Source organism: Candidatus Lokiarchaeota archaeon (genome assembly GCA_014730275.1).
Lineage (GTDB): Archaea > Asgardarchaeota > Thorarchaeia > Thorarchaeales > Thorarchaeaceae > WJIL01.
The window spans coordinates 1-22255 of record WJIL01000062.1 but is presented as its reverse complement, the minus strand read 5'-3'; the positions used below and the strand labels follow the sequence as shown (position 1 = coordinate 22255).

Here is a 22255-nt window from a genome sequence, read left to right as displayed (position 1 = left end):
ACCAATCAATGATAAAATTAGTCCTCCCTCAAGTTCCATCCATGGTTCTTATATCGCTCACTCGTTATTCTTACCCTATGAACCCGGCATCAGCTTCCTCAGTCCCCCTGTATATGAACGAGGAATTGAGTATTCACATAAGAACAGAGTATCTCCTTTCTCTTCTCACGGTTGAGGAAAAACTTCGTCTTCTCTCCAGCCGGCCCTTATTGGCGTTCTACTCAACCACTCCTATCAGACGTTTGAACATACCACAATTTGGGGTGACTGATGGCCCTCTTGGGGTAGCCCGCCATTCCGGGAATTTCAAGAAATGTACCCGTTTTCCTGCCCCAATTGCTCTGGCTGCTACATGGAATCGAAAACTGTCCAGAGAATTTGGACTTGCCGTTGCCAGAGAAGTCCGTTCCATTGGCAAGCATATGATATTGGCACCCGGCATCAATATTCACCGCACGCCCTTGAACGGCCGGACTTTCGAGTACCTCAGTGAAGATACGTATCTCACAAAAGAAATGGCGATTCCGTTCGTGAGAGCTGTTCAGAGTCTTCGAGTTGGTGCCTGTGTCAAGCATTATGCGGCAAATAATCAAGAGACCTTCCGCCAATCAGTCAGCTCAGAAATCGACGAAAGAGCGCTTCATGAAATCTATTTGAGAGCCTTTGAAGCCGTTGTGAAAGAAGCTGAACCATGGGCAGTCATGGCGGCATACAACAAAGTAAACGGCACTTATTGCTGTGAGAACCCCAGATTGCTTCGTGAAATACTGATGGATGACTGGGATTTCGACGGTTTTGTTATGTCGGATTGGTTTGCAACTGAAAATGTTGAATCTGGTGCGTCTTGCGCCAATGCTGGCCTTTCCCTTGAAATGCCCCTCCCACGAGCGTATACAATGAAGGCATTGGTGAATGCATACAACAATCGCGAAATATCTCATGAAACGTTGAATGATCTCGTTCGAAGATTTGCTCGAGTTATGTTTCTAGCAGGGCTATTTGATAGCGATGAAAAATTACCTCAGGGAGCTAGAAATACCAACAAACATCAAGCGTTAGCTCTGAAAATTGCTGAGGAGTCTATCGTGCTTCTCAAGAATGAAGGAAGCATATTGCCTTTAGATATTGGTACCTTAAGAAGTATAGCGCTTCTGGGTCCGAATCTGGACAAGGAGTTCGGTCGGTTCTTGCATGGTGGGTCATCTGCAGTGGTTCCACCGTGGGAGGTTACCCCTCTTGAAGGCATGAGAGAGAGATGTGGGAGTCAAGTCAAAATCATATCAGATCCATCCAATGCAGATGTTGCGATTGTATTTGCCGGATTGGATCACAGTGCGGGTATGGACTCTGAATCGACAGATCGGTTCTCGATGAAACTACCGGAAGAGCAGGTGGAGCTTATTCTCCAAACAGCAGATGAAAACCCCAATACGATAGTCGCTCTCATCTCAGGTAGCCCTGTCGCGATGAGTTCATGGATAGGACATGTACCTGGCTTGATAGAAACGTGGTACGGCGGTATGAAAGCAGGTAGAGCTATAGCAAATGTGTTGTTTGGAGATGTCAATCCTTCAGGTAAGCTTCCACTCACTTTTCCAGAGAAGCTGACCGACTCTCCTGCCCATATTAAAGGTTCATCCCGCACTTACCCTGGTGGGAAAGATAGGAAGGTCTACTATGATGAGGGTATATTTGTTGGATATCGCTGGTTTGACGAGAAGTCAATAGATCCACTCTTCCCTTTTGGATTCGGTTTGTCATACACAGACTTCGTATACAGGAACTTGGAGCTCAAGAACGATTCTCTGTCAGAGCTGGATGAAAGCCTTTGCGTTCATGTAGAAATCGAAAATAGCGGCGAGCGCGAGGGTGCAGAGGTGATTCAGTTGTACTACTCGGATTTGGAATCAAGCGTCAAGCGGCCACCTATGGAGCTGGCTGGTTTCAAGAAAATCAGATTGGCTGCTGGTGAAACAAAAAGAATTGAGCTTAGAACCAAAGGAATAGACTTGGCTTACTACGACGTCGAAAAGGGGAGATGGAATCTTGAGCCCGGCACATTGAAGCTTCTCGTAGGCCCTTCGTCTCGAAATAGAAGACTGGAGAGTAAACTGCAGGTCGAATAGCTATCCCTCGGTGAGAGTGCGGCTAGAAATCTGTTAGTCAATGACATAGCAACACAAACAAATACTCTCATATCATCAAGATTGCTGATACTCATGACTGACTTCCCAGTAGAGTCCATTCTTTCTGCAAGACAGGTTGTATCCCCCCAAATCGCTGGTGACTACGTCTATTTCGTAAGCGACATGAGCGGGATGATGAGTCTGTATCGAATGAAGAAGCATGGCAGCTTTCCCGAAAGACTTCTTCCAGCTGGAATGGCCATTCAGAACCCCCATTTGATGGCTGGACATCTCTATATCGTTTTTCCCAAGATGAAACGAATACTTCTCATGCTGGATGAAGATGGCAACGAACTCTATCAACCTTGTCTGCTTCCTCTTGAAGGAGGTGTTCCGAAACCCATCTTTGGAAGCAAATACTCAGGACAGCAGATAACGTGTCACGAATATGATGCAAAGAAGAATATTGCTTATTTCAATCGGGATGATCGCACTGTGAAAGACGAAGCAATTCAATATACATCAAAAGTTGATCTTGAAACCCTAACAGAGACAGCTTTGGGTACAAGTGAGCGTGGGCTTATCCCTCAGCCAAACGGGGATCATTCGAAGGTTCTTCTCTCAGAGGTTTATATCGCTGGGGATGTTGTTACGTATCTTTGGGAGGAAGGGTCTGATGCGCTGAAAACAGTGCTAGGAACTCGCATCACTGAGAGAAAGGCAGATGAAGATATCAAGAAGTATCATGTCTTTCCGGTTCACTGGGTGGAAGAGGGTGCTCTTGTCTATACAACTGAGTTTGATGATCTTGGCGGCTTGGGATTCATGGAGCTTAGCAATCCTGAGAATCTTCATGAGGTATCAATAGAAGGATTAGTGCACGAGGGTATTGGAGAATTTGAATCTCTTGAGCATATTGATGCTGATAGGCACATGCTTGGGTACAACATCGATGGATCTTCTTGGAGGTATGAAGCGACGTTTGATTCCGATACAATGCAGATGAAAATCAGAAATGTGCTTGTTGGGAAGGAGCCTTTCAAGAACGGAGTTGACCGTGGTGTGACTTGGGACAAATCAGTCGGTTTTAATGAGCGGAAATCGATAGAATATGCGCTTTCATTCACGAGTGCCACTCAACCTTCTCAGCTCTATCTCCATACTCCGGAAGAAGACTCGGTCGTTCAGCTCTCAAGAGAAAAGGTGATTGGAATACCAGAAGAAGCATTCTCATCCGGCGAGGATGCCAGCTACGAGTCTTTCGATGGTTTAAGAATATCTGCACGGCTCTATCTCCCATCGGAAAGCCTTGATTTCGAAGGTCCCCGTCCACTTGTACTATATGTGCATGGAGGCCCGCAGAGCCAAGAACGACCTGATTTCACTTGGTTCAGCATGCCGTTGATTCAACTACTGACAATGAATGGGTTCGCAGTATTCGTTCCCAATGTGAGGGGAAGTACTGGCTACGGAATGAAATACATGAAGCAGGTTGATCATGATTGGGGTGGAAAAGACCGCCTTGACCATGTTGAAGCCCTCAAGATGCTTGAAGAAGATAGTCGGATCGATTCATCTAGAAGAGCGGTTGTTGGACGTTCCTACGGTGGTTTCATGACTTTAACTCTTGCGACGCGTCACCCAGATTTCTGGGGCGCCGCCTGCGATATGTTTGGGCCCTATGACCTCATCTCATTTGTCGAACGACTCCCAGAATCATGGGCAGTATACTTCTACCTATCAATCGGGCATCCGGAAAAGGACAGTGAATTCCTAAAGGAACGGTCGCCTAGCACCTATCTGGACCAGCTACAGGCGCCTCTTCTCGTTATCCAGGGTAAGAACGATCCCCGAGTTGTTGAAGATGAATCCAAGGATATTGTTGAAAGACTGCGGGAGAACGGCAAAGAGGTTGAATATCTTGTCTTTGAAGATGAGGGACATGATGTGCTCAAATACAAAAACAAAGTCACGGTCTATAACAGAATAGTAGATTTCTTCAAGACTCATCTACAACCTTAAAGAAACTATTATCCCCCACTTGCTGACGCTCGACTGAAGCCGAAACGTATACACCTGCGAAGCTTCAAAGAAAACCGCACTTCCCGATACAGTCAAAAAGAAGATTTGAGAAATTGATTCTCCTTAACATATAGTCCTAATTATTATCCGGTCCCAAACGCTGCGGGGTATGCGCATGGATTGGATGCAATTGGATTTGTGATTTCACTAAATCTCTTCAAAAATATCATCGACAAAATAAAAAGGTTTTTGTTCCACTAATATAATAGCTATCAATTAAAGGAGGCAAGAGCATGCCAGACACGAAAGTCTTGGGATATGCTGCAAAAGAAGAAGGATAGCCACTAGAACCATTCGAATACAAGCCGCCCACACTGGGGAAGCATGATGTCAGAGTCAAGATTACGCATTGTGGTCTATGCCAAACCGATATTCACGGCATCAACGATTACTACGGAATTACCACCTATCCCTTTGTCCCCGGACACGAGATTGTTGGATTCGTCTCAGATGTGGGCAGCGCAGTGTCAGACCTAAAAGAAGGTGACCGAGTCGGTATTGGATGGCAGGGTCGTTCTTGCGGAGAATGTGAGTGGTGCTTACAGGGCGAAAACCAGCTCTGTCAAGACATCGTTTCGTCTGGGACATGGGTGCCTTATGGTGGTTTCTCCTCTTCTATTAGTGTGGATAATCGCTTTGCTTATCTGCTCCCCGAAGCAATGCCATCCGAGGTGGCTGCGGTACTCATGTGCGCTGGAATCACCGTCTACAATCCCCTTCAATCGCTGGCAACGAGACCCAAGCAGAAGATTGGTATCATTGGAGTTGGAGGTTTGGGTCACCTCGCGCTACAATTCGCCCGTGCTCTTGACTACGAAGTGACCGCCATTTCTTCTTCTCCAAAGAAGAAGAAGGAAGCACTTGCCTTTGGCGCAGATCACTTCATTTCTGAAGACGAGTCTAGTTTGCGGAACGCTTTCTTCCGCTTCGATCTTCTGCTATGCACCGCCCACGGAAAAATCAACTGGGAGTTGCTACTGGGAACCTTGAAGAGAAATGGGAAGCTGGTCCTCGTAGGCTTCCCAGATGTTGAATTTAATTCAACAAATCTCGTTGCACACCAATTATCAATCACTGGTTCTTTCCTCGGCAATCGGGATACAATGCGGGAGATGCTCTCGTTCGCGCAGGAACATGGCATCAAACCCAAGGTTGAGTTGATGCCTATGGAGCAGGTCAACAAAGCAATTCAAAGGTTGAAGGACAATAAGGCACGGTATCGAATTGTCCTAGTCAATAACGTCTGAGATAAGTAAAACACCAGTAGGAGCCTCCTTTGGTCCCTACATATGCGATGCTCGGGAATTATGCATCGTTGACGAGAATTAGGTGATGATTTAGGCAACTCTTGCAGATTTCTTTAATACGATATACCCAATCTTAAAACTCAGTGATGGTACAATAGTCCTACAATACCAATAGGATTTGTGAACTCCTTGCCGATATCCTTAAAATCGGAGCCTTAACAGTCCGATTCAATGTTTTGGATATAACCAAAGCCGGCGTGGCGGAGTAGTCATACGCGACAGCCTGCAAAGCTGTTCTACTTGGGTGCAAATCCCAACGCCGGCTCCATAAATTCCTGCCTTTTCTGGCGTTTCAGAGTCATCTCCGTTAGTTTTTAATCTGGTTACTGAATATAGCCGAAATCCCATTGGCTGTGAATTGGATGACAAATACACCTGTGTTTTTCGCGGATAGCAATGCAACACCTATCAACAACATGCTAGATCGTTTAGAGAAGGTTATTCGAAAGACTGGATTGCTCGATGCTATATCAACTGACGATGTAGTCATGGTGAAAACTCATTTTGGTGTCTGGGGAAACACTCGCCATATTCGCCCGGAGTACATACGCAAAGCAGTTGAAATAGTCAAGGACGCTGGGGGCAAGCCGTTTGTATCGGAGACATGTGCGCTGGGATATGGCACCTCAGGTCCCTATGGCGGAAGATGTACCATGGCAGATTACCTACGGATGGCCGAGAAGAACGGCTTCTCTCAAGGCACGATTGGAGCTCCCATTGTGTTTGCTGATGGCTATTGGGGGGTCAACACCTATGACGTGAACATAGATGGCGATTACATCAAAACAGTCCCTGTTGCTTCAGCTCTACTGGATTGTGATCATGTATTGGTTCTTAGTCATGCCAAGTTTCACGATATGGGAATAGCAGCGACACTCAAGAATATCGGAGTTGGATTAGTTGGGAAAGGTGGAAAGATGTCTATCCACAGCCCTGATGGAATTACACTTAACCCTTCAGAATGTAAAGGTGTTGAATGTTCACTTTGTGTTAATTATTGCCCTGTGAGATGTATCACCGTTAATGATACAGTATCAATCGATATGGACAAATGTGTGCGGTGTGGTCACTGTGCAAGCGTCTGCGGAAGCATGGCAAAATCGAAAGCGATAACAATGGATTGGATTGGACAGGATATTACCAAGCGAGTTGTAGAGAACGCGATGGGTGTTGTGTCTTCCATAGGACTTGATAGATTCTACTTTGTCAATCTGGCAATCGATATCACAGAGAAATGCGATTGCATATCTGTTGGCAGGCCATTGTTGATGCACGACATCGGTATTTTCGGAGCTAGAGATCCTGTTGCTATAGATCATGCTACACTCGAAATCATGAAGGATGCGACAATATCTGAAGACAGTCCAGCGGCAGGTTCATTATCTAGACTGGTTGAAACTTCGGCTAGTTTCTTTACACATGCAAAGGAGATGAACTTCGGGACAACGGATTATGATTTTGTAAATGTGACTCAATAATACTAGTCTATAGATGGAACTTGATACATGGTTTTTCATCGGTTACAGAACCCATCCGAGATTCACTGCAGTGAAGAAAAGGGGCAGCAACCGACATGCACCAACATACTGCAAATCCCAGCTTGGATATGTTGGGCTTACCTCTGGCGTTGCTGCGAAAGTGGATTCTCCTGAAGCCTAGGCATACAGCAACAGAAAGACGAAATAGGCTTCACATATTATAGTCTATGGACAAGATTTGCTTAATTAACACCGATGCAATCTAGAATCAGGAGAGCTGTGGTGATACATAGCGTTCAGCTTCTTGACTTGAGGAACCTGCAGGTACTCGCCGAGATTTCCTATGTGAGAAAAGAAACTGAGGAAACCACATTAGAGGATGTTCTGGCTCAATTCTATGAGGTTTTTGAAGAACATGCTCCTGATTCTCCGTTCATAACCAATTTAGAATCTAGCGTAGCTTATGTCAGTCCATTGAGCGAGAGCATAGTATTAGTATGTCTTGGAGACAAACAGTCAATGGATGAAAATGAGCTTCATCGGATAAGGCGTCTGGGCAACGAGCTTGCTAAAGAAAATGAAAAGAAATCGGGTTTTGATTCTCAGATAATTCTCAATGAATTGGCAGATAGATTCTTGTTGACGGAGGTTCGCCTCCTCTTTTTCTCAAGTAGGAATCCTTCCTTCAAGAATAGAACGGGACGGGCACTTTCCAAATTGACGGAGTTCAAACAACAGCAGGAATCCACGTTCGTTGGCCCTTTCAAAATTGGTCCGTACAGAGTTCAATGCATAACCCTGAACACTAGCGATTCAATCAATGACCTGAGCCCCGGCGATATTGAGAGTATAGATGTTGCATCCATTGTCTTCTCTGAAACGCAAACAACAGAAGAAACAGTTGAGCGTCTTGCTAAACAGATTCATTCAGAGTTGTCAGTGCCGGTATTGATTGTACCTGGTAGTGACAAGGAATTACAGGTCTGTCGAGATTTTGAAGAAAGGTTTCAGCTTATGCTCTGTGACTCGGCATCAGATGATCCCATTGTCTTGATTCTCTCTGTACTGGCGATTGCAGGATTCAGTGATATGCATCCAGAACTGGCTATGGAGCGCTGGAGGACAGAATCCCTAGAACCGACAACAGAACCAGAGGAACCTGTTGCACACGTATCTGAACCAGAAGGCCACCAAGAATTCTTGGTTATTGACAAAGAGGTGGCTGAAACCCGTTACGCCTATCTCTATGAAGAAGCTACCGAACACCAAAGAGCACCAAATGTCATAGCAGCGATTTCTACATTTCGTCTCGACAAGGATTCAGCGGAGACTCGGGTGATTCGCACAGGCGAATTAGGGTATGCAATTGTAGAGCAAGATGATTTACTCTTCACTCTTATTACCGGACCCACCCAGGATTTAGAGCGCATTAGATCTCAGTTCTCAAGACTTCCCGCATTGTATCTGGAGGATCCACCACCACCTCTCTCCAAACCACATGATCTGTACAATCATCCCCCCTTCACATTGAAGTTGCTTGCAACTATTCCCCCCTATCATTGGCCGTCTCGAGAGGTTCCTAGCCGATTGGATGAACCAGACTGGGAACGTTTTCGTTATCCCATGATGAAGGATTTCCTCCGAACCATTTGGGATAGCATCGACGGTGAAACCAATCTAGAAGATATCACAATGGACAATCAGTCGAAAATGATACTTGGGGGACTCTATTTCCTTCGAAGAATGGACGCCATTGAAACGAAGCTGAGTATTTCACCTGATGATACCCCCCTCTTGTTGAAGACGCCCGACGATGAATTCATGAACCGCTACAATGAAATGGAAGAAATATTAGAACTAATTAATGGAGAAAACTCGTTAGAAAATATAGCCAAAGCTACAAACATTGAAATCAGTATAGTGATTCATCTTTTCACGGAGATGCATAAACGTGGCTTCGTTGATTTCGCGAAATGATATGTCTCCAAAACGTTCTTAGATGTAGAATCACGATAAAAACTTGAAAAAAGAAAAGAAACCTTTGACGATGCAACAAGGAGCTGAGATTATTGATTCATAACGTGCTTGTCATCAACCGGGAGTCGGCTGAGGTACTCGCGCGTACCCGCTTCTGGAAGATAGACTTCACAGAGGAGCATATCTCAGAATTCCTAGCAGGTCTCGATGATCTTGAAGAGACAGAAGGTCTAGCCAAGGACACTCCGGTGTATGCTGGAGATCACAAAGTGTTTCACTCACCTATTGAAGAGGGAAGACTCCTCCTATTCGCAACAGACGGAAGAGATGAAGACCGCACAATCAAGCATAAGGTACGTGAAGGCGCAGCACGTCTTGAGACTGCTTTCAGAGGTAATCGTGTTAGCTACATTCGGGATAATCTTGATGATTTGCTGGGAGAGCTTATCTTCACTCGTTTCAAGGTATCCTTTGTAGGGTCTGGTGGTGTTGGTAAGACCACTCTGCTCAGGCTTTTGTTTGGGAAAGAGCCTGCACCTGGTGGTTATGTCCCCACTATCAACGTAGCTGTCGATTCATCAGAGACAATCCAATTCGGCACCTTCTTAGTGACCATTTGGGACTTTGCGGGACAGGCCGTATTTCAGGACCTCTGGAGCTTCTACTTCCAAGGTACAGATGTCATTTTTCTCATAACGGACAGCAGTTTCAGAAATGTAATGCAAACGAAAACGCTTCTACGCAGCATCAAGAAAGAGGCACCCGCAGTTCCCCTCTTCATAATTGCAAACAAACAGGACCTTCCTGAATCGATGCGAGCTGACAAGATCAAGCGGCTCGTTGGGGCACCGACATTTCCGATGGTTGCTACAGATAAAACTCGACGTGAGGAATTCATTCGGTTCATGCTTGAAGTAGCGGCAAAGACAGTAGGTGTGAATCTACCGGAACGGCCAATCAGCGAGATGATTACTGTCCGAAAGGGAAGCGAAGAAATCGACGACCCCTTTGAATCCACTCCTGAAGCCGATGTTTCGCACCATGCCGAATCAGAATGGATATCGGAGCCATATGTGGAGCAGGAATCGGAGGCTGGCGCAACTCCAACTGGAAATCCTGGAGGTGTCGCGTCCCAAGACATTTCACAAAGAAGTTCTGTTCAACCTCAACAGACCTCTCAGCAGATAGAAGAACAAAAGGAACAGAAGAAAAAAGATGAGAAGACAGAGATTCTACACACGGTTCTAATCTATCAAGACCAAGGTGTATTGAAACCTGTCTATAGCTTAAGATATGGCGAGGAAGAAATAGACCCGACCAGCATAAGCTCACTCATATCGGCTCTTGATTCCCTCGGGTCTATTACGCAACCTTCTGCGGAGGAATCAGGGAAGACTGACACACTTGAAACAATCGAACATGAGGGTAATCATGTTTTCATTGAGAAGAGTGAACACTTCCTTCTAGCGATGGTCGTTACGAATGAGAAGAAGGAGAAGTCTCAAAGGCAGAAGATGGCTTCTGTGCTAGTTGATACAGAGGAGATGTTCAGGGACATCTGGGACAAGGACAATATTGATTTGAAGACATTTGAGAAATCTGTATTCGTCGTACTGTCCGAGCTGCCATTGTGTCCTCTGAGTTTGGACTACATTGCTAGGTCACGAGAAGCAGGAAAAAGAATACCGTTTGACAATAGAGATGTGGGAAGAGCAATCGTTGAAGTGACTGAGGCAATTGATGCTGTTTCGACCGTTGGCGGGATAGTTCGAAGTCTGGATCTTCCAAGAGAGACCGTTATGGGGGCACTTCAGATACTGGCCGCATACGACTGGGTAGCCTTCAAGGTTGAAATCTCTGAAGATACCATCCTTGCGCGGGCCGACGAAACGCCGGAGAACTGGGATCCAAAAGAGTTCCCGTATCCAAGAGAGTTCATGGAGCGTTTTGTCAAACGCTGTGATGGTAAGACTCCGCTGAATAGGCTTATAGATGGTCTAGATGTCAGTCTAAGTCCAGTAAAATTCGTTGCTCAGAAACTTGTTTTGAGCGGCGTTCTTGAGATTATTGCCTAGTAGACCCTTTTCATACATCCAGCACGATTCTTTCCTTGTAATCTGGACAGAATACTCCCTCTGGAGACTTCTCAATTGGTGTATGTACCATGACTTTCTTTCCTTTACAATCCCTGATATACTTCTCTAGGTTAGTAGCAGAGGTGTGAGCGCTGAGTCGGGCATATTCTACATGGCAATCATGCGGTTCAAATCCATGTAGCAAATTCCATCCAGGTGTGCGAGGGGCTAGATACCCACAAAGAATTACTGCTGCATCCTTATTCCTTCTATGCTCTCTGAAATGGGACCGAGACAGACCTCCTGCCATCATTCCATGACCTGCTACTAGTACATCATCTTCGTCAAGATGGAGCTTGTTTTTCTTCATTCCGTGCCAGTTACCTTCGACACCCAAAAGCTTGGTAATGTATTCTGCCAAACCCGCGACCATGACATTACGAGAATCAGTAATGTTAAGCTCCTCGAGTAGAACAAGCATTTCTTGTGTCCGGCCGACAGCAAAGGCAGGGATTATCACCGGTCCATGATCTCTTATTATCGATGAGACTTGGTGCTTCACTTTGTTTCTATCGAAGTCTTCTCTTCCCCAGTAGGTGCCATCGAAAATGGTGACATCTGCATTCGTCGGTAATGTGGCCCCTGGGAAGAGGAGGCTCTCATCGAGATTGAAATCTCCAGTATACAGAATTTGCCGACCTTCTATATCGATCATGTAAGCTACACTACCATGGATATGGCATGCCTTAATGGGTGTCACAACGATTCCGGGTCCAACTTCGTAGCTATTGCCGGCTTCAAGCCGTACATAATTCTCTCTGACTTTCTCGATATTGCGCTTGTTGAAACGTGAAAGTCGTTCGGAGGGGTCATTTCCTCGTGGTGGTCTGGGAGTCCCTACTTTTAGAGCATCCTCTAACAGAGACATGGCAATCGCAGCAGTTGGACCTACTGAGCACCACTTGCCATCATAGCGGTCATATAATACCGGTAATCCACCAACATGATCAAGATGAGCATGGCTAATGATTACACTGTCAATCATCTCAAGCTCGGGAACCCATTGAGGAATTCGCTGGTTTGCCACCGAAATGCCGAAGTCACATAAAACCCCTCCATTCTTGGTCTTTATCAGAATGCCGCTTCTCCCGATGTGTGGGCCTCCCAGAAAGATAATCTCTATCCTATCTGTTGGTTCCGAGTAAGCTACGGTAGGCAGGAGGTCAACTCGCAGCTGCTTTGGAATGAGTTCAAGCGTTTTGGGATCTACGGCACTTGGAGTGGGTGGTGAATCTAACATCTCCAACTTGAGCGGTAACAACGTTCCATCATCGGATAGGAAACCATGCTCTTGCATGACTCTTTCTAGTTCCTCTCCTGCTTGCTGCACGCTCATGTCAGGAGAGATTCTCTCCTCAGCATTGTTTACAACACCCTGTTTGTATATGTCAAAGACCTTCTGAGAAAGACGGCCTGGAAGCCATTTTTTGGTTGCTTCTCGAACCTCATGATAGGATTTCCCCTCCACAGCCTCTTCGAGGTACTGTGTGTGTCTCCTCAGTGAATCAACGAATTGTAACTCTTTTTCACGTAGAAGTGACGTGTCAATTCCAAATTCTTCAAAGACTTCGGTAAACTGGTTCATATGCCAGAGTGGGGCGCCGAGATACTCTATCCAATTTCGAACCCCATCAAGAATATCATCGTCTTCATTTCCTTCCACTGAGCATAGAACAAGGAATACTATTGCCTTCCGTAACCATTTTTCGACTGCACTCTGCTGACGTATTTCTGAGAGCGACCACCGATAGAAATAGCGAAAATCCTCTTTCGTATATTTTCCAAAAACTAAGCCATAGAGCATCAGTGTTGCAGAATCAAGATACGCTTCAATCCTCGTTGAATCCGCAGTATCCCTCAGGACTTTGTCAAGATTCTCTCTTATGCTTGCTACGTACTCTGACACTTCATACTCGTCTTCTCTAGTTTCGAGCATGACCGTTGCCAATAGGATGATGCTTCTACCAAATGGTCCCTTCCTGTCCTCAAAATCCTCTCCCTCCATTATTGATTCAGCAATTTTCTTTGCATTCTCGAAGTGAACTGCAAGCTCTTCATTATCCGGTTCTGGAATAGTGTTGTTCATGGTAATACCGCGCATCGAAGGATTAACTTACGCCAACTCTATCTGCGACTCTATACAGGCTCTGTCTACTGTCCCTTAGGCTTACATGTTTTTCAACGATGCGGTCTGAAATGAGTATAGCTAGAGCATACCTGACCGTTCTTGCTGGCAAAAGAGTTTCTTCAATGATTTCTTTCTGTGTTAGCTCTCCTTCGTATTCTAGTGTCTTAAGGACAAGCTTTGCACTTGGCGGGAGATCCTGCGCTAGGTCTTCAAATGAATCCGTCTTCTGTTTAAGCTTCCCTCGGAGGGCCGCTACCCGCTCTTCCGAGAATTTCACAAACAATGCATCCATCTCGGCGCGATGAACCACGATAGGACCACTGTCTATTGTCTGTCGCTCCTGACCGTCCAAAACGGCTTCGACCGTTACTCTGCTGCTTAAATCTCTTATTTCGATTTTCTGATCATCAGGCACCACAACAGGCCGCTGGGCAGGATTCACACTATTGACCGGCACTATCGACATGACCGAAGCAGGATTCAGAACAACGGGACCGCCGACACTCATCGAATAGGCCGTACTGCCTGTTGGAGTCGAGATTATGAGTCCGTCACTGCTATCCTTCAGAAACAGCTCTTCGTCAATATAGAGCGAATACCTTACCAGGGTTGCACTCCGCCGTGCGAATATTGCCAAATCATTGAGAATGGGTGGAGTACTCTCGCCTGCTATGTCTGCCTGTATCCGTGCACGTTTCTCCAGCGTCCATTTCCCTTCCAAGATATCTGAAACCAAGCTATCGAAGCTGGAGGCCTCTGTTTCGAAGAGGAAACCCGGTTCTCGTGCCGAAGATAATGGAAGCACGGGAATCTCGACATTGCCAAGTTCAAGCAGGGCACCAAGTAAGACTCGATCTCCTCCAATAACGGCGATGATATCGACCTCCATTTCTGTTAGAACGGTTCCTTCTACCTCAATGTGCCGGCCTGTATCTTTATCGACTATAGCCTCGACCTGATGCTCTTGGAGTATGTTGTATACTCGTTCTGCGTCATCAAGCATGTTGACATCATTGCCGCTGACAATTCCTATTTTCGTAGTCTGACCTCCTCGTCTTGTAACACTACTCTACATGATTTCCACACTTAAATGAAACTAGCGATTTTGTGGCAATTCTTGCCGCAATATCTGAAAGCCGCCAAGGCTTGCCTCTTGGAATTCTATTAAAATAGTCTTTACATCACTTTAGATGGGTGTATTGTGTTGAGTGACGACAGCTCAATCAAGAACCGAATTCTTAGCCTCAAAAAACAACGAAATGCATTGATACTCGCCCATAACTACCAGCCACTAGCAGTCCAGGACATAGCCGACCATGTCGGTGATTCTCTACAGCTGGCAAGAATCGCTTCTGATGTCAACGGTCATGATATGGTGATTTTTGCTGGTGTGAAATTCATGGCTGAAATGGCCTCTGTCTTGGCAGATGACACACCCGTATACATTCCCGATCCAGAGGCTTTGTGCCCTCTGGCAAGCTACTGCAGTGCTGAACGAGTTCGAAAAGCAAAAGAACACCATCCTGGCGCTCCTGCTGTTGTATACGTGAACACCACAGCGGAAACGAAATCCGAATGCGACATAATCTGCACCTCTAGTAACGCAGTCGATGTTGTAGAAAGCCTGAGAACAGCGAAGGTCCTTTTTGGGCCTGATGTGAATCTAGCAAGATACACCAGAACACAAACAGACACAGAGATTGTGGATATCGCTGAAGACGGTCACTGCTATGTACATCAGAAATTTGATGTGAAGGAAATTCAGCGTCTCAAAGAAGAATACCCGAACGCTACCCTTCTTGTGCATCCTGAGTGTCCACCTGATGTTCAGGACGTGGCTGATATTGTTGGCTCGACTGGGAAGATGGCAGAATATGTGGCCCAATCAGATGATGAAGCATTTATTATCGCCACAGAAGTGGGCTTGGTTGACCAGCTCCGAAACAACCATCCCAACAAAGTGATTATTGCGGCCAATGAGAACGCCATTTGCAGAGATATGAAAAAAACGTCTCTGGAGAAAATACTCCATATTCTCGAGGAGCAACCAGCCGAGAATCTGGTAACTGTGCCCAAGGATATGCGAGGCAAAGTGAGGCTTGTACTGGAACGCATGAACCGCGTTGGACTCAAAGAATCTCCTGTCTCACAAGTTCCAAGTGCAACACATTAGATTACTTGAACTGGCTTCATCAACCATTCTGAACCTGAAGAAGCAAGATTGACTTGCCAATCAGTTCAGTACAACAAGTGGAGGGATCTGGTCAAGCCGTTCGACAACATGACCATTATGCCCCACTTCCGAGAAATCGGCTGCGGTGAACATACCTTCCTTGGCGATGAACTTCACCAATCCATCTGCCCTTTCATAATCTTTGAGTGAATCTCCAATGAACACGACTTGATCAAATGGAATAGCATATTCTGACTGTACATGCATGAAATGATCCGCACCCTTCTCGAATCCCTGTCGATATCCCATTACATCCACGAAATAGTGCAGCATTGATTTTCGTTCGAAATATTCCGTGATGGTGCTCTCAAAGGTCGAAGAAGATACGAAGAGAGCGAAGTCCCTCTCATAGAGATTCTCGATTGTTGCAGGGGCATCCTCAAAAAGATCTTGTTCGAAAATCCTCTCAATCTTCTGCGTCTCAAAATCCTCTATTGCTTTTTCGTTCTGCGGTGCGTCTGGAAAGTTCATTTTTATCTGTTGTTCATATGGTAGACCCGTCGTTGAGCGGTATCTCTTGGTTGCCTCAGCTTTGCTCACGTCGTAGTAATCCTGCATGACTTTGACCCCGATTTTCTCGAGGAATGGCATACTGTCTGCGAGCGTACCGTCGAAATCAAAAATGACAGCTTTGCACCTGATTTTGTTATTCATGTTGGTGGCTCCTATCGTGGATTATTTCCGGTTGTTGCGGCTGCATGTTATGGGCTAGTAGAACAGATTATTCTCCCTTTTCTTCGTCTTCTCTTCCTTCCTGATACGCGTCCATGCAACGATTGATGGTTTTGTAGGCGTCACTCAGTTCTTTGAATCGCTTAACCTCTGTGTGACCGCCTTCTTGCAGCTTATACGTTTGATAGAAATACTGCAATTCATCAACGGTGCTCCGTGGGATGTCTATGATGCTTTTAACATCGCGGTAGTATGGCTCGTTCATGGGCACTGCTATTATCTTATCATCAATCTCGCCCATGTCATTCATTTCCATCATGCCTATGGGTCTTGCGTGAACCATACAGGAGGTGAAGGTTGGCTGTTTGATGAGCAGAATGATATCCAATGGATCCCCATCGGCATCAAGGGTGCGTGGTATGAACCCATAGTCAAATGGAGCGAACGTGTATAGTACGCGGTCTAACCTGAAGCAGTTATAAGCCACATCATACTCAAACTTGTTCTTGCTTGCTCGAGTAAGCTCGATAATTGCGTAGATTTCTGATGGCGGGTCTGGACCGGCTGGAATGTCATCCAAGTAGTTTGGCATGGGAATATGGCTCCTGTTGTGCGGTAGTGCATATTCTTTGTAATTACAGTGTTGATAATTCGATTTATTTTGTCTTTTGGTATTTCGAGGCTCTGTGGAAAACGTCGGTAACGTAATACAAGGAAACAAGTGGCGAGCAGGCGTGCCGTCTGATTCATGTCTTACAATCAATCGTATGACACAGCCAAATCTCGCCATTTTCAGTTCTTGCTTGATTCCCTTATCAAGCTTAGCAATACAATCCCACAGCAACAACCCAGCTTCGGCAGGCCTGTTGAGTTTCCTTTGTCCACCTTGTTTGTTCTCCTGGGACTCAAGTTCGACTCCGGGCTCAGCTATCGCGAGTTCGTTGCCTTGGTCACCTTCAACCCCGTCTTGCTTGAGAAACTCAACCTCACCCGGGCTCCCAGCTACTCTCTGCTTCAGAAGTCATTGAAGAAACTCGATACGACGCTCCTGCACCAGATGTACCGGTTGTTGGCCAGAAGACGGCCACCCCCGAAGACGGTCGCAGTCGACGCCTCCGGGTTCTCTCATGCAACCGGTGGTGAGTGGTCGTCTGTGCGGTTCAAAACGACGCGGAGACGACGGTTCCACGGCCTGCACAACCCCGTGGACACAGATAGCCTGATGATCACTGCATCCCGAGTCTGGGCGAGTCCCGGTGGCGATGCACAGCACCTGGTGGCCCTGGTCCGGAGAGTTGATTCCGCACACCTTGAGGTGGTCTATGGAGACAAGGGGTACATCTCACGGAAGAATGTCCAGTTCATCAGTGATGTCGGTGCATACCCCGCCATCGAACCGAAGGAGAACGCGATACCCAGATCGCGGGGAAGTCCAGCCTATCGACAGCTGGTCCACGAATACCAGAAGGGAGCTGAGAAGTGGAAAGAACGGCATCAGTACGGACAACGGAGTCTGGTGGAGACTGTGTTCAGCATGCTGAAGCTGAGATTCCTTGGACCACCTCTTCACCCTAACGAAGGAATATCCCGAGCAGACACCAACAGCCTGAGATTTATTAATCATATCTTTCTGGTCCGAATAGTGGTAATCTCAGTGAAAAAACGGATTCGTATCTTGGCGATTATTAGCTTGACCATATTTGTCAGCATGGGTGTCATGTCGGTTCTGTTTCCTGTTTCGGAAATGCAATTTGGAAGCACTATGGATACCATTGCGTATGAGACGGCAGTGGTCCAGGATTCCAGTGGTAATCTCTCAACAACCTATGATGATATCTATAATTTAGGGACGGGGGATTTCAATCTATCAATTACAAGTATCAATATTTCAATTGACGACGATGTCGAGTCTATTCGTGTAAAGTCCGTCTTGTACAGAGAAGTGATATATGAATCTAACCAGCTTTTGAATATTTCATTTTCAGAAGAACTGGGCATATACTATGGGAATGATAGCATCATGAAGCAGTTGCCTGAAGGCTCCATGCTTTTTGAAAGCGAAGTCACAACATCATCAACTAAGCCCCTTGAACTCACTCTTGATAAATCCACCATTGACAGCCTTGCCATATCGAACATAAGCATTCAGAATGAATTTGCATTTCGCATTGTAGCTTCCGCCGACTATACCATCAATTACGCCGTTCATATGGAAGTTGTGCAGATTCTCAAGGATTCTCCGCCGATGTACGTAACCTTCCTGCAAATCTTGTTACCTGGGGTGGGCGTATTCTCAGCCGCGATGCTTCTCATTGATGTTGAGCGATCAGAAACATAGATGATAGAATGGACCGGCTGCTTTAGCCGGTCTACCGCTTCATTCTATTTCTTTGAGTGCTTGAGCACATTTTTGCTGAAGGCAGTGTACTGAAGATTTCAAGAAAACAATTTGTGATAGAATCTAATACTCCGCCAAAGAATACAAGAATCTAAAGTGTATGCTGAGAAGTTGGTTGTTATGGACATATTTTCAACGCAAGCTGACCTGATTTATGACATCAATCTCCTAGTACAAAGCGTTCTAGTCGCCCTGCTTGTGCTCGGCTGGATAAACAACAAACCATACAAAACACATGGCACTATTATGACAACGGCAACCCTGATTCAGATTATTACCGTAGTCACAATTATGATCCCATCATTGGTGCTGAACTTCGGTGCCCTGATCCCCTTCGAGGGCAAAACAGGTCAAATCATCACAATTCTTCACAACAACGTTGGCACTATAGCAGTGATATTGGGATGCATGCTCAGTTTCAAATTTCTGAGTGCATTAAGAAACACAGAACCTCTACTCTGTGGTGTGAAGCACACCATGTATGCCACTCTATCCCTGTGGCTGCTTTCATTTCTCGGCGGTTTCGGATTCTATCTCTACTACTACCCCTAATGGGATTGCCATTTTCCAAAACAAAGAACCGAGCCGGGTTTTGAATCAAATCGCCGCAAAACCCAGCTCTTTTTTTTGAATCACATTCGTTTAGAGGTTCTGATTCTATGACTTGAGGCCAGCTTCCCACTTACTTCTTGAGCACGTTTATCGTAAAACCTGTGTGCCCAAGGGTTACAGCGAGGATAGAACAGCCACCAGTTGTAGGCTTTCATCGCGATGCGCACCTTGACCCCGCACTCCTTGTTCTGGCACTGTTGCCTGCCCTTTTCCCAAGGGGTACCGCAGATGGCGCAAAACTTGACCATGCCAAGGATTTCGTCATAGCTCAGGTCATCCGGGTTGTGGGCGATTCGATACGACATTGCTGAAGTTAGTTATTCAGCATTCACAAGGAACAATACTAGTATCTATAATCAGCTATAAGTTTATTAAAGAAAAGATAGTATATAATGCTATAGAATATATTAATAACTTATTTTTTCATCGGAAGCCATTTATAATCGTCCATCTTTTCAGGAAGCGGGAGCATTGGAGTTTCGCAGTGAGAGATTATTGACAGGGCTACAATGTATTCCTCGATGGAGAAACATAAAGTGAGAAACAAAAAGGTTAGAATATGCATAATGATATCGGTTCTTATGATGATATCATTTGCAGCAATGGTTGATGCGAGCTATAGTATCAGTGAAGATGATACGTCTGGCTACAGCTCGGTTCGAATAGACGACCCATATCTATCGTTCACTGTAGTCGAAGCTGACAAAGACGATGGACAAATCAAAGTTGGTGGAGATCATAACACCCCATGGGGACCGGATTACTGTAAAGTAGATATGAAAATGGAGTTTACAGCTCAAGAAGATGGTAGTATATCAATGCAAGCTGATTGGTCTCTGAGCTGGAAGCTTGAGACGGATTACCAGGTGGGCGACGCAAAGCTCTATATCAGATATGTTCTCTGGTCCGATTCAAGCGATATAGAAAATGAGGTTGTCTTCTACCGACATGTATATACACCGCTGTGGGGAGGATACGAATCCTCACATGGTATAGAGAATGAAGACGATACAGTGAGCTTCTCAAGTAACTTATCAGAAGGAACCGAATACGCTGTGTCGGTTCAGCTTCATATCCGTCTTGATGGTGAAGCGAATGCCTGGAGTTACTCAGGTGCTACCAACCCGGTCTCGCTCGACGTGAACGAGATAACCGTCTGGAACTAGAAGTATCAGCTAATAGCTGCTGAATACCATTCAGCAGCCCCTCTTTTCTTTTTATATCAAGTAGAAATATAAGGAGTCCACATGCTTACAATACAGGAGAACCGTTATGGAAGCGGGAGGAGTCGCAGTTACCGAAGACTTAGCTCAGAACTTCAATGGGGTAGAGGCGCTCAAGGGTGTCAACCTCGAGTTTCCAGAAGGAATATCCGGACTGGTGGGCCCCAACGGTGCAGGAAAGACCACATTCGTGAGGATACTGCTGGGTCTATTGCCCCAAGATGCTGGCAAAGCATGGGTCATGGGCTTTGATACGACTTCCGATTCACTGGCAATCAGGAGAAAACTCGGAGTGCTCCATGAGAAAGTTGCATTCCCTGGTTTCATGAAGCCCCGGAAGTATCTTCAGAGAGTGGCTTCAGTGTATGACACTGACATCGATTGTGATGAGTTGCTGTCACGTATCGACCTGGAAGTCGGGGACAAACGAATACGGGATCTCTCAGCAGGGATGCAGAAGAAACTGGCTATCGCCCAAGCTCTGGTCGGCAATCCTGAGCTAGTCATTCTGGATGAACCACTGTCCAACTTGGACGTGGCGGCAAGGAAGCTGGTCTCGGACTTGATTATCAAGCTCCATAATGAAGAAGGGATTTCATTTCTTATCTCCTCTCACATCCTTTCCGACCTGGAAAAGGTCTGCCACTATGTGGCCTTTCTTGATAACGGAAACGTGATAGAACAGGATTCAGTTCAGAACATATTGCAAAGGTATACCGCCGACCACTATCGTCTGGTGGTCTCCGATCCTCCACGGATAGTGGAACAAGTCCGCGGAATCTCAGACGTGGAACATGCCGAGGTTGCGGGTGCCAATTCCTTGGTCATGATCGCTGCTGCAGAGAGAATAGATGGAATCTGGGAAGAGATACAGGATATCTCAAAGTCCCAGTCCGTTCAAGCTTTTTCATTTCACAGGGAAAACACATTGGAAGAAGCCTTCAAGGAGCTGGTCAAGTGATGCGTAGACGATTGAAAGAGTACAAGGCAACAGTAGAGCTCGTCATGGATTCCTTTTTCCACTTTCCCCTGGTTGAGGTTCTCACGGGGGCATTCATCGTTATTGCGGCATACTTCATAACGGGAACCCATCTCGGGAACAGTTTTATCGTTCCTAGCATTCTCGGCCCTGATTATACCATTGAGGAGATGAACAATACTCTAACTCGGTCAGGAATGTTGACCCTTGGGTCTACATTATCCAATTTCTCTTTTCTCCTGGCATTCATACTGCCACCGATTATTGCTTATAGCGTGGGGAGGGCAATGGAAACAGGGATTCTCAGAACCTATCTATCATTCCCCCTAAGCAAAGAGAACTTCTTGAGTGCCATAGTCTCTATCATTGTGGGTGCTCTCGTAGTGCCGGTCATCGCGATTTCACTGGCCGGGACATGGATATTCGAAACGAACCTAGGACAAGTTGAAATGGCTACTGCCTTCTCCTTGGGGTTCCTTGGTTTCGCCTTGCTTTGCATAAGTAGTAGCATTGTACTTGCGTTAGTTTCAAACAACACCATGGTCACGTCGTTACTCGGCACAGGTATGTGGCTTGGATTGCTCATCCTCTCTAGATATACTCCTGTTGAAAGCCCGTTGCTGGACCCTATTTCATTCGGTATGCAATACCTTGCTGGAGTTGATCAAGCTCCTACTCTGCTGGAGGTATCTCTGGCAGGTTCAGGCGCAGTGCTATTAGGGATTGGTGTGCTGCTTGTGGCGCTTTTCATCTTTCGAAGAAAAGGGGTTTGAACGAGGGAACACAATGAGAATAGCTAAGACAATTCTTGTAATCGGTCTGGCATTGCTGATGTCGTCCTTTATTTCAGGAAATCAATATCAAACTAGAGATGTGGTTGAGCGAGATGAGTATGCAGTCCACAT

At 45.9% G+C, this 22255-nt stretch carries 18 protein-coding genes and 1 tRNA gene; 14 read left to right on the top strand and 5 right to left on the bottom strand.

The window, feature by feature from the left end:
- Nucleotides 1-8 precede the first annotated feature (8 nt).
- The 8 genes from GF309_06685 (at nucleotide 9) to GF309_06650 (ending at nucleotide 11045) form a co-directional block, all read left to right on the top strand.
- The gene (locus GF309_06685) at nucleotides 9-2126 is read left to right on the top strand and encodes a glycosyl hydrolase (protein ID MBD3158462.1); all 2118 of its coding nucleotides are present in this window, start codon (nucleotides 9-11) and stop codon (nucleotides 2124-2126) included.
- Between the two features lie 93 nt (nucleotides 2127-2219).
- Entirely contained in the window at nucleotides 2220-4148 is a 1929-nt protein-coding gene (locus GF309_06680) for an alpha/beta fold hydrolase (protein MBD3158461.1), read from the top strand.
- Nucleotides 4149-4672: 524 nt separating this feature from the next.
- Nucleotides 4673-5455: a zinc-binding dehydrogenase gene (locus GF309_06675; protein ID MBD3158460.1), complete on the top strand. Its 783-nt coding sequence runs from the start codon at nucleotides 4673-4675 to the stop codon at nucleotides 5453-5455.
- A gap of 251 nt (nucleotides 5456-5706) precedes the next feature.
- Nucleotides 5707-5783: transfer RNA gene (locus GF309_06670), tRNA-Cys, on the top strand.
- Between the two features lie 94 nt (nucleotides 5784-5877).
- Entirely contained in the window at nucleotides 5878-6993 is a 1116-nt protein-coding gene (locus GF309_06665) for a DUF362 domain-containing protein (protein ID MBD3158459.1), read from the top strand.
- Nucleotides 6994-7006: 13 nt separating this feature from the next.
- On the top strand, nucleotides 7007-7174 hold the full coding sequence (locus GF309_06660) for a hypothetical protein (protein ID MBD3158458.1): 168 nt from the start codon (nucleotides 7007-7009) through the stop codon (nucleotides 7172-7174).
- Between the two features lie 101 nt (nucleotides 7175-7275).
- A complete protein-coding gene (locus tag GF309_06655; GenBank protein ID MBD3158457.1) occupies nucleotides 7276-8970 on the top strand; it encodes a hypothetical protein in 1695 nt (564 codons plus the stop codon).
- Nucleotides 8971-9053: 83 nt separating this feature from the next.
- On the top strand, nucleotides 9054-11045 hold the full coding sequence (locus GF309_06650) for a GTP-binding protein (protein ID MBD3158456.1): 1992 nt from the start codon (nucleotides 9054-9056) through the stop codon (nucleotides 11043-11045).
- Nucleotides 11046-11055: 10 nt separating this feature from the next.
- On the opposite strand, the gene GF309_06645 is transcribed toward GF309_06650, so the two are convergent.
- Both GF309_06645 and GF309_06640 read right to left on the bottom strand, forming a co-directional pair.
- Nucleotides 11056-13206, bottom strand: a complete 2151-nt coding sequence (locus GF309_06645) for an MBL fold metallo-hydrolase (protein MBD3158455.1) — start codon at nucleotides 13204-13206, stop codon at nucleotides 11056-11058.
- A gap of 7 nt (nucleotides 13207-13213) precedes the next feature.
- Nucleotides 13214-14236: a hypothetical protein gene (locus GF309_06640; protein ID MBD3158454.1), complete on the bottom strand. Its 1023-nt coding sequence runs from the start codon at nucleotides 14234-14236 to the stop codon at nucleotides 13214-13216.
- Nucleotides 14237-14455: 219 nt separating this feature from the next.
- Between GF309_06640 and nadA the strand changes: the two genes are divergently transcribed.
- Nucleotides 14456-15406, top strand: a complete 951-nt coding sequence (nadA, locus tag GF309_06635) for a quinolinate synthase NadA (GenBank protein ID MBD3158453.1) — start codon at nucleotides 14456-14458, stop codon at nucleotides 15404-15406.
- Between the two features lie 60 nt (nucleotides 15407-15466).
- On the opposite strand, the gene GF309_06630 is transcribed toward nadA, so the two are convergent.
- Both GF309_06630 and GF309_06625 read right to left on the bottom strand, forming a co-directional pair.
- Nucleotides 15467-16120, bottom strand: a complete 654-nt coding sequence (locus GF309_06630) for an HAD hydrolase-like protein (GenBank protein MBD3158452.1) — start codon at nucleotides 16118-16120, stop codon at nucleotides 15467-15469.
- Between the two features lie 67 nt (nucleotides 16121-16187).
- On the bottom strand, nucleotides 16188-16730 hold the full coding sequence (locus tag GF309_06625) for an inorganic pyrophosphatase (protein MBD3158451.1): 543 nt from the start codon (nucleotides 16728-16730) through the stop codon (nucleotides 16188-16190).
- Between the two features lie 156 nt (nucleotides 16731-16886).
- Between GF309_06625 and GF309_06620 the strand changes: the two genes are divergently transcribed.
- Nucleotides 16887-18476 carry a transposase gene (locus GF309_06620; protein ID MBD3158450.1) on the top strand — a complete coding sequence of 530 codons (1590 nt, stop codon included), beginning with the start codon at nucleotides 16887-16889 and terminating at the stop codon, nucleotides 18474-18476.
- A 180-nt stretch (nucleotides 18477-18656) separates the two neighbouring features.
- Nucleotides 18657-19088 (top strand): hypothetical protein, encoded by a 432-nt coding sequence (locus GF309_06615; protein MBD3158449.1) that lies wholly within the window; start codon nucleotides 18657-18659, stop codon nucleotides 19086-19088.
- A gap of 80 nt (nucleotides 19089-19168) precedes the next feature.
- On the opposite strand, the gene GF309_06610 is transcribed toward GF309_06615, so the two are convergent.
- On the bottom strand, nucleotides 19169-19453 hold the full coding sequence (locus tag GF309_06610; GenBank protein MBD3158448.1) for a hypothetical protein: 285 nt from the start codon (nucleotides 19451-19453) through the stop codon (nucleotides 19169-19171).
- A gap of 231 nt (nucleotides 19454-19684) precedes the next feature.
- On the opposite strand from GF309_06610, the gene GF309_06605 reads away from it, so the two are divergent.
- The 3 genes from GF309_06605 (at nucleotide 19685) to GF309_06595 (ending at nucleotide 22123) form a co-directional block, all read left to right on the top strand.
- Nucleotides 19685-20314 carry a hypothetical protein gene (locus tag GF309_06605; protein ID MBD3158447.1) on the top strand — a complete coding sequence of 210 codons (630 nt, stop codon included), beginning with the start codon at nucleotides 19685-19687 and terminating at the stop codon, nucleotides 20312-20314.
- Nucleotides 20315-20420: 106 nt separating this feature from the next.
- On the top strand, nucleotides 20421-21332 hold the full coding sequence (locus tag GF309_06600) for an ATP-binding cassette domain-containing protein (GenBank protein MBD3158446.1): 912 nt from the start codon (nucleotides 20421-20423) through the stop codon (nucleotides 21330-21332).
- On the top strand, nucleotides 21332-22123 hold the full coding sequence (locus GF309_06595; GenBank protein ID MBD3158445.1) for a hypothetical protein: 792 nt from the start codon (nucleotides 21332-21334) through the stop codon (nucleotides 22121-22123). The genes GF309_06600 and GF309_06595 overlap by 1 nt, the downstream gene beginning before the upstream one ends.
- Nucleotides 22124-22255: the final 132 nt, after the last annotated feature.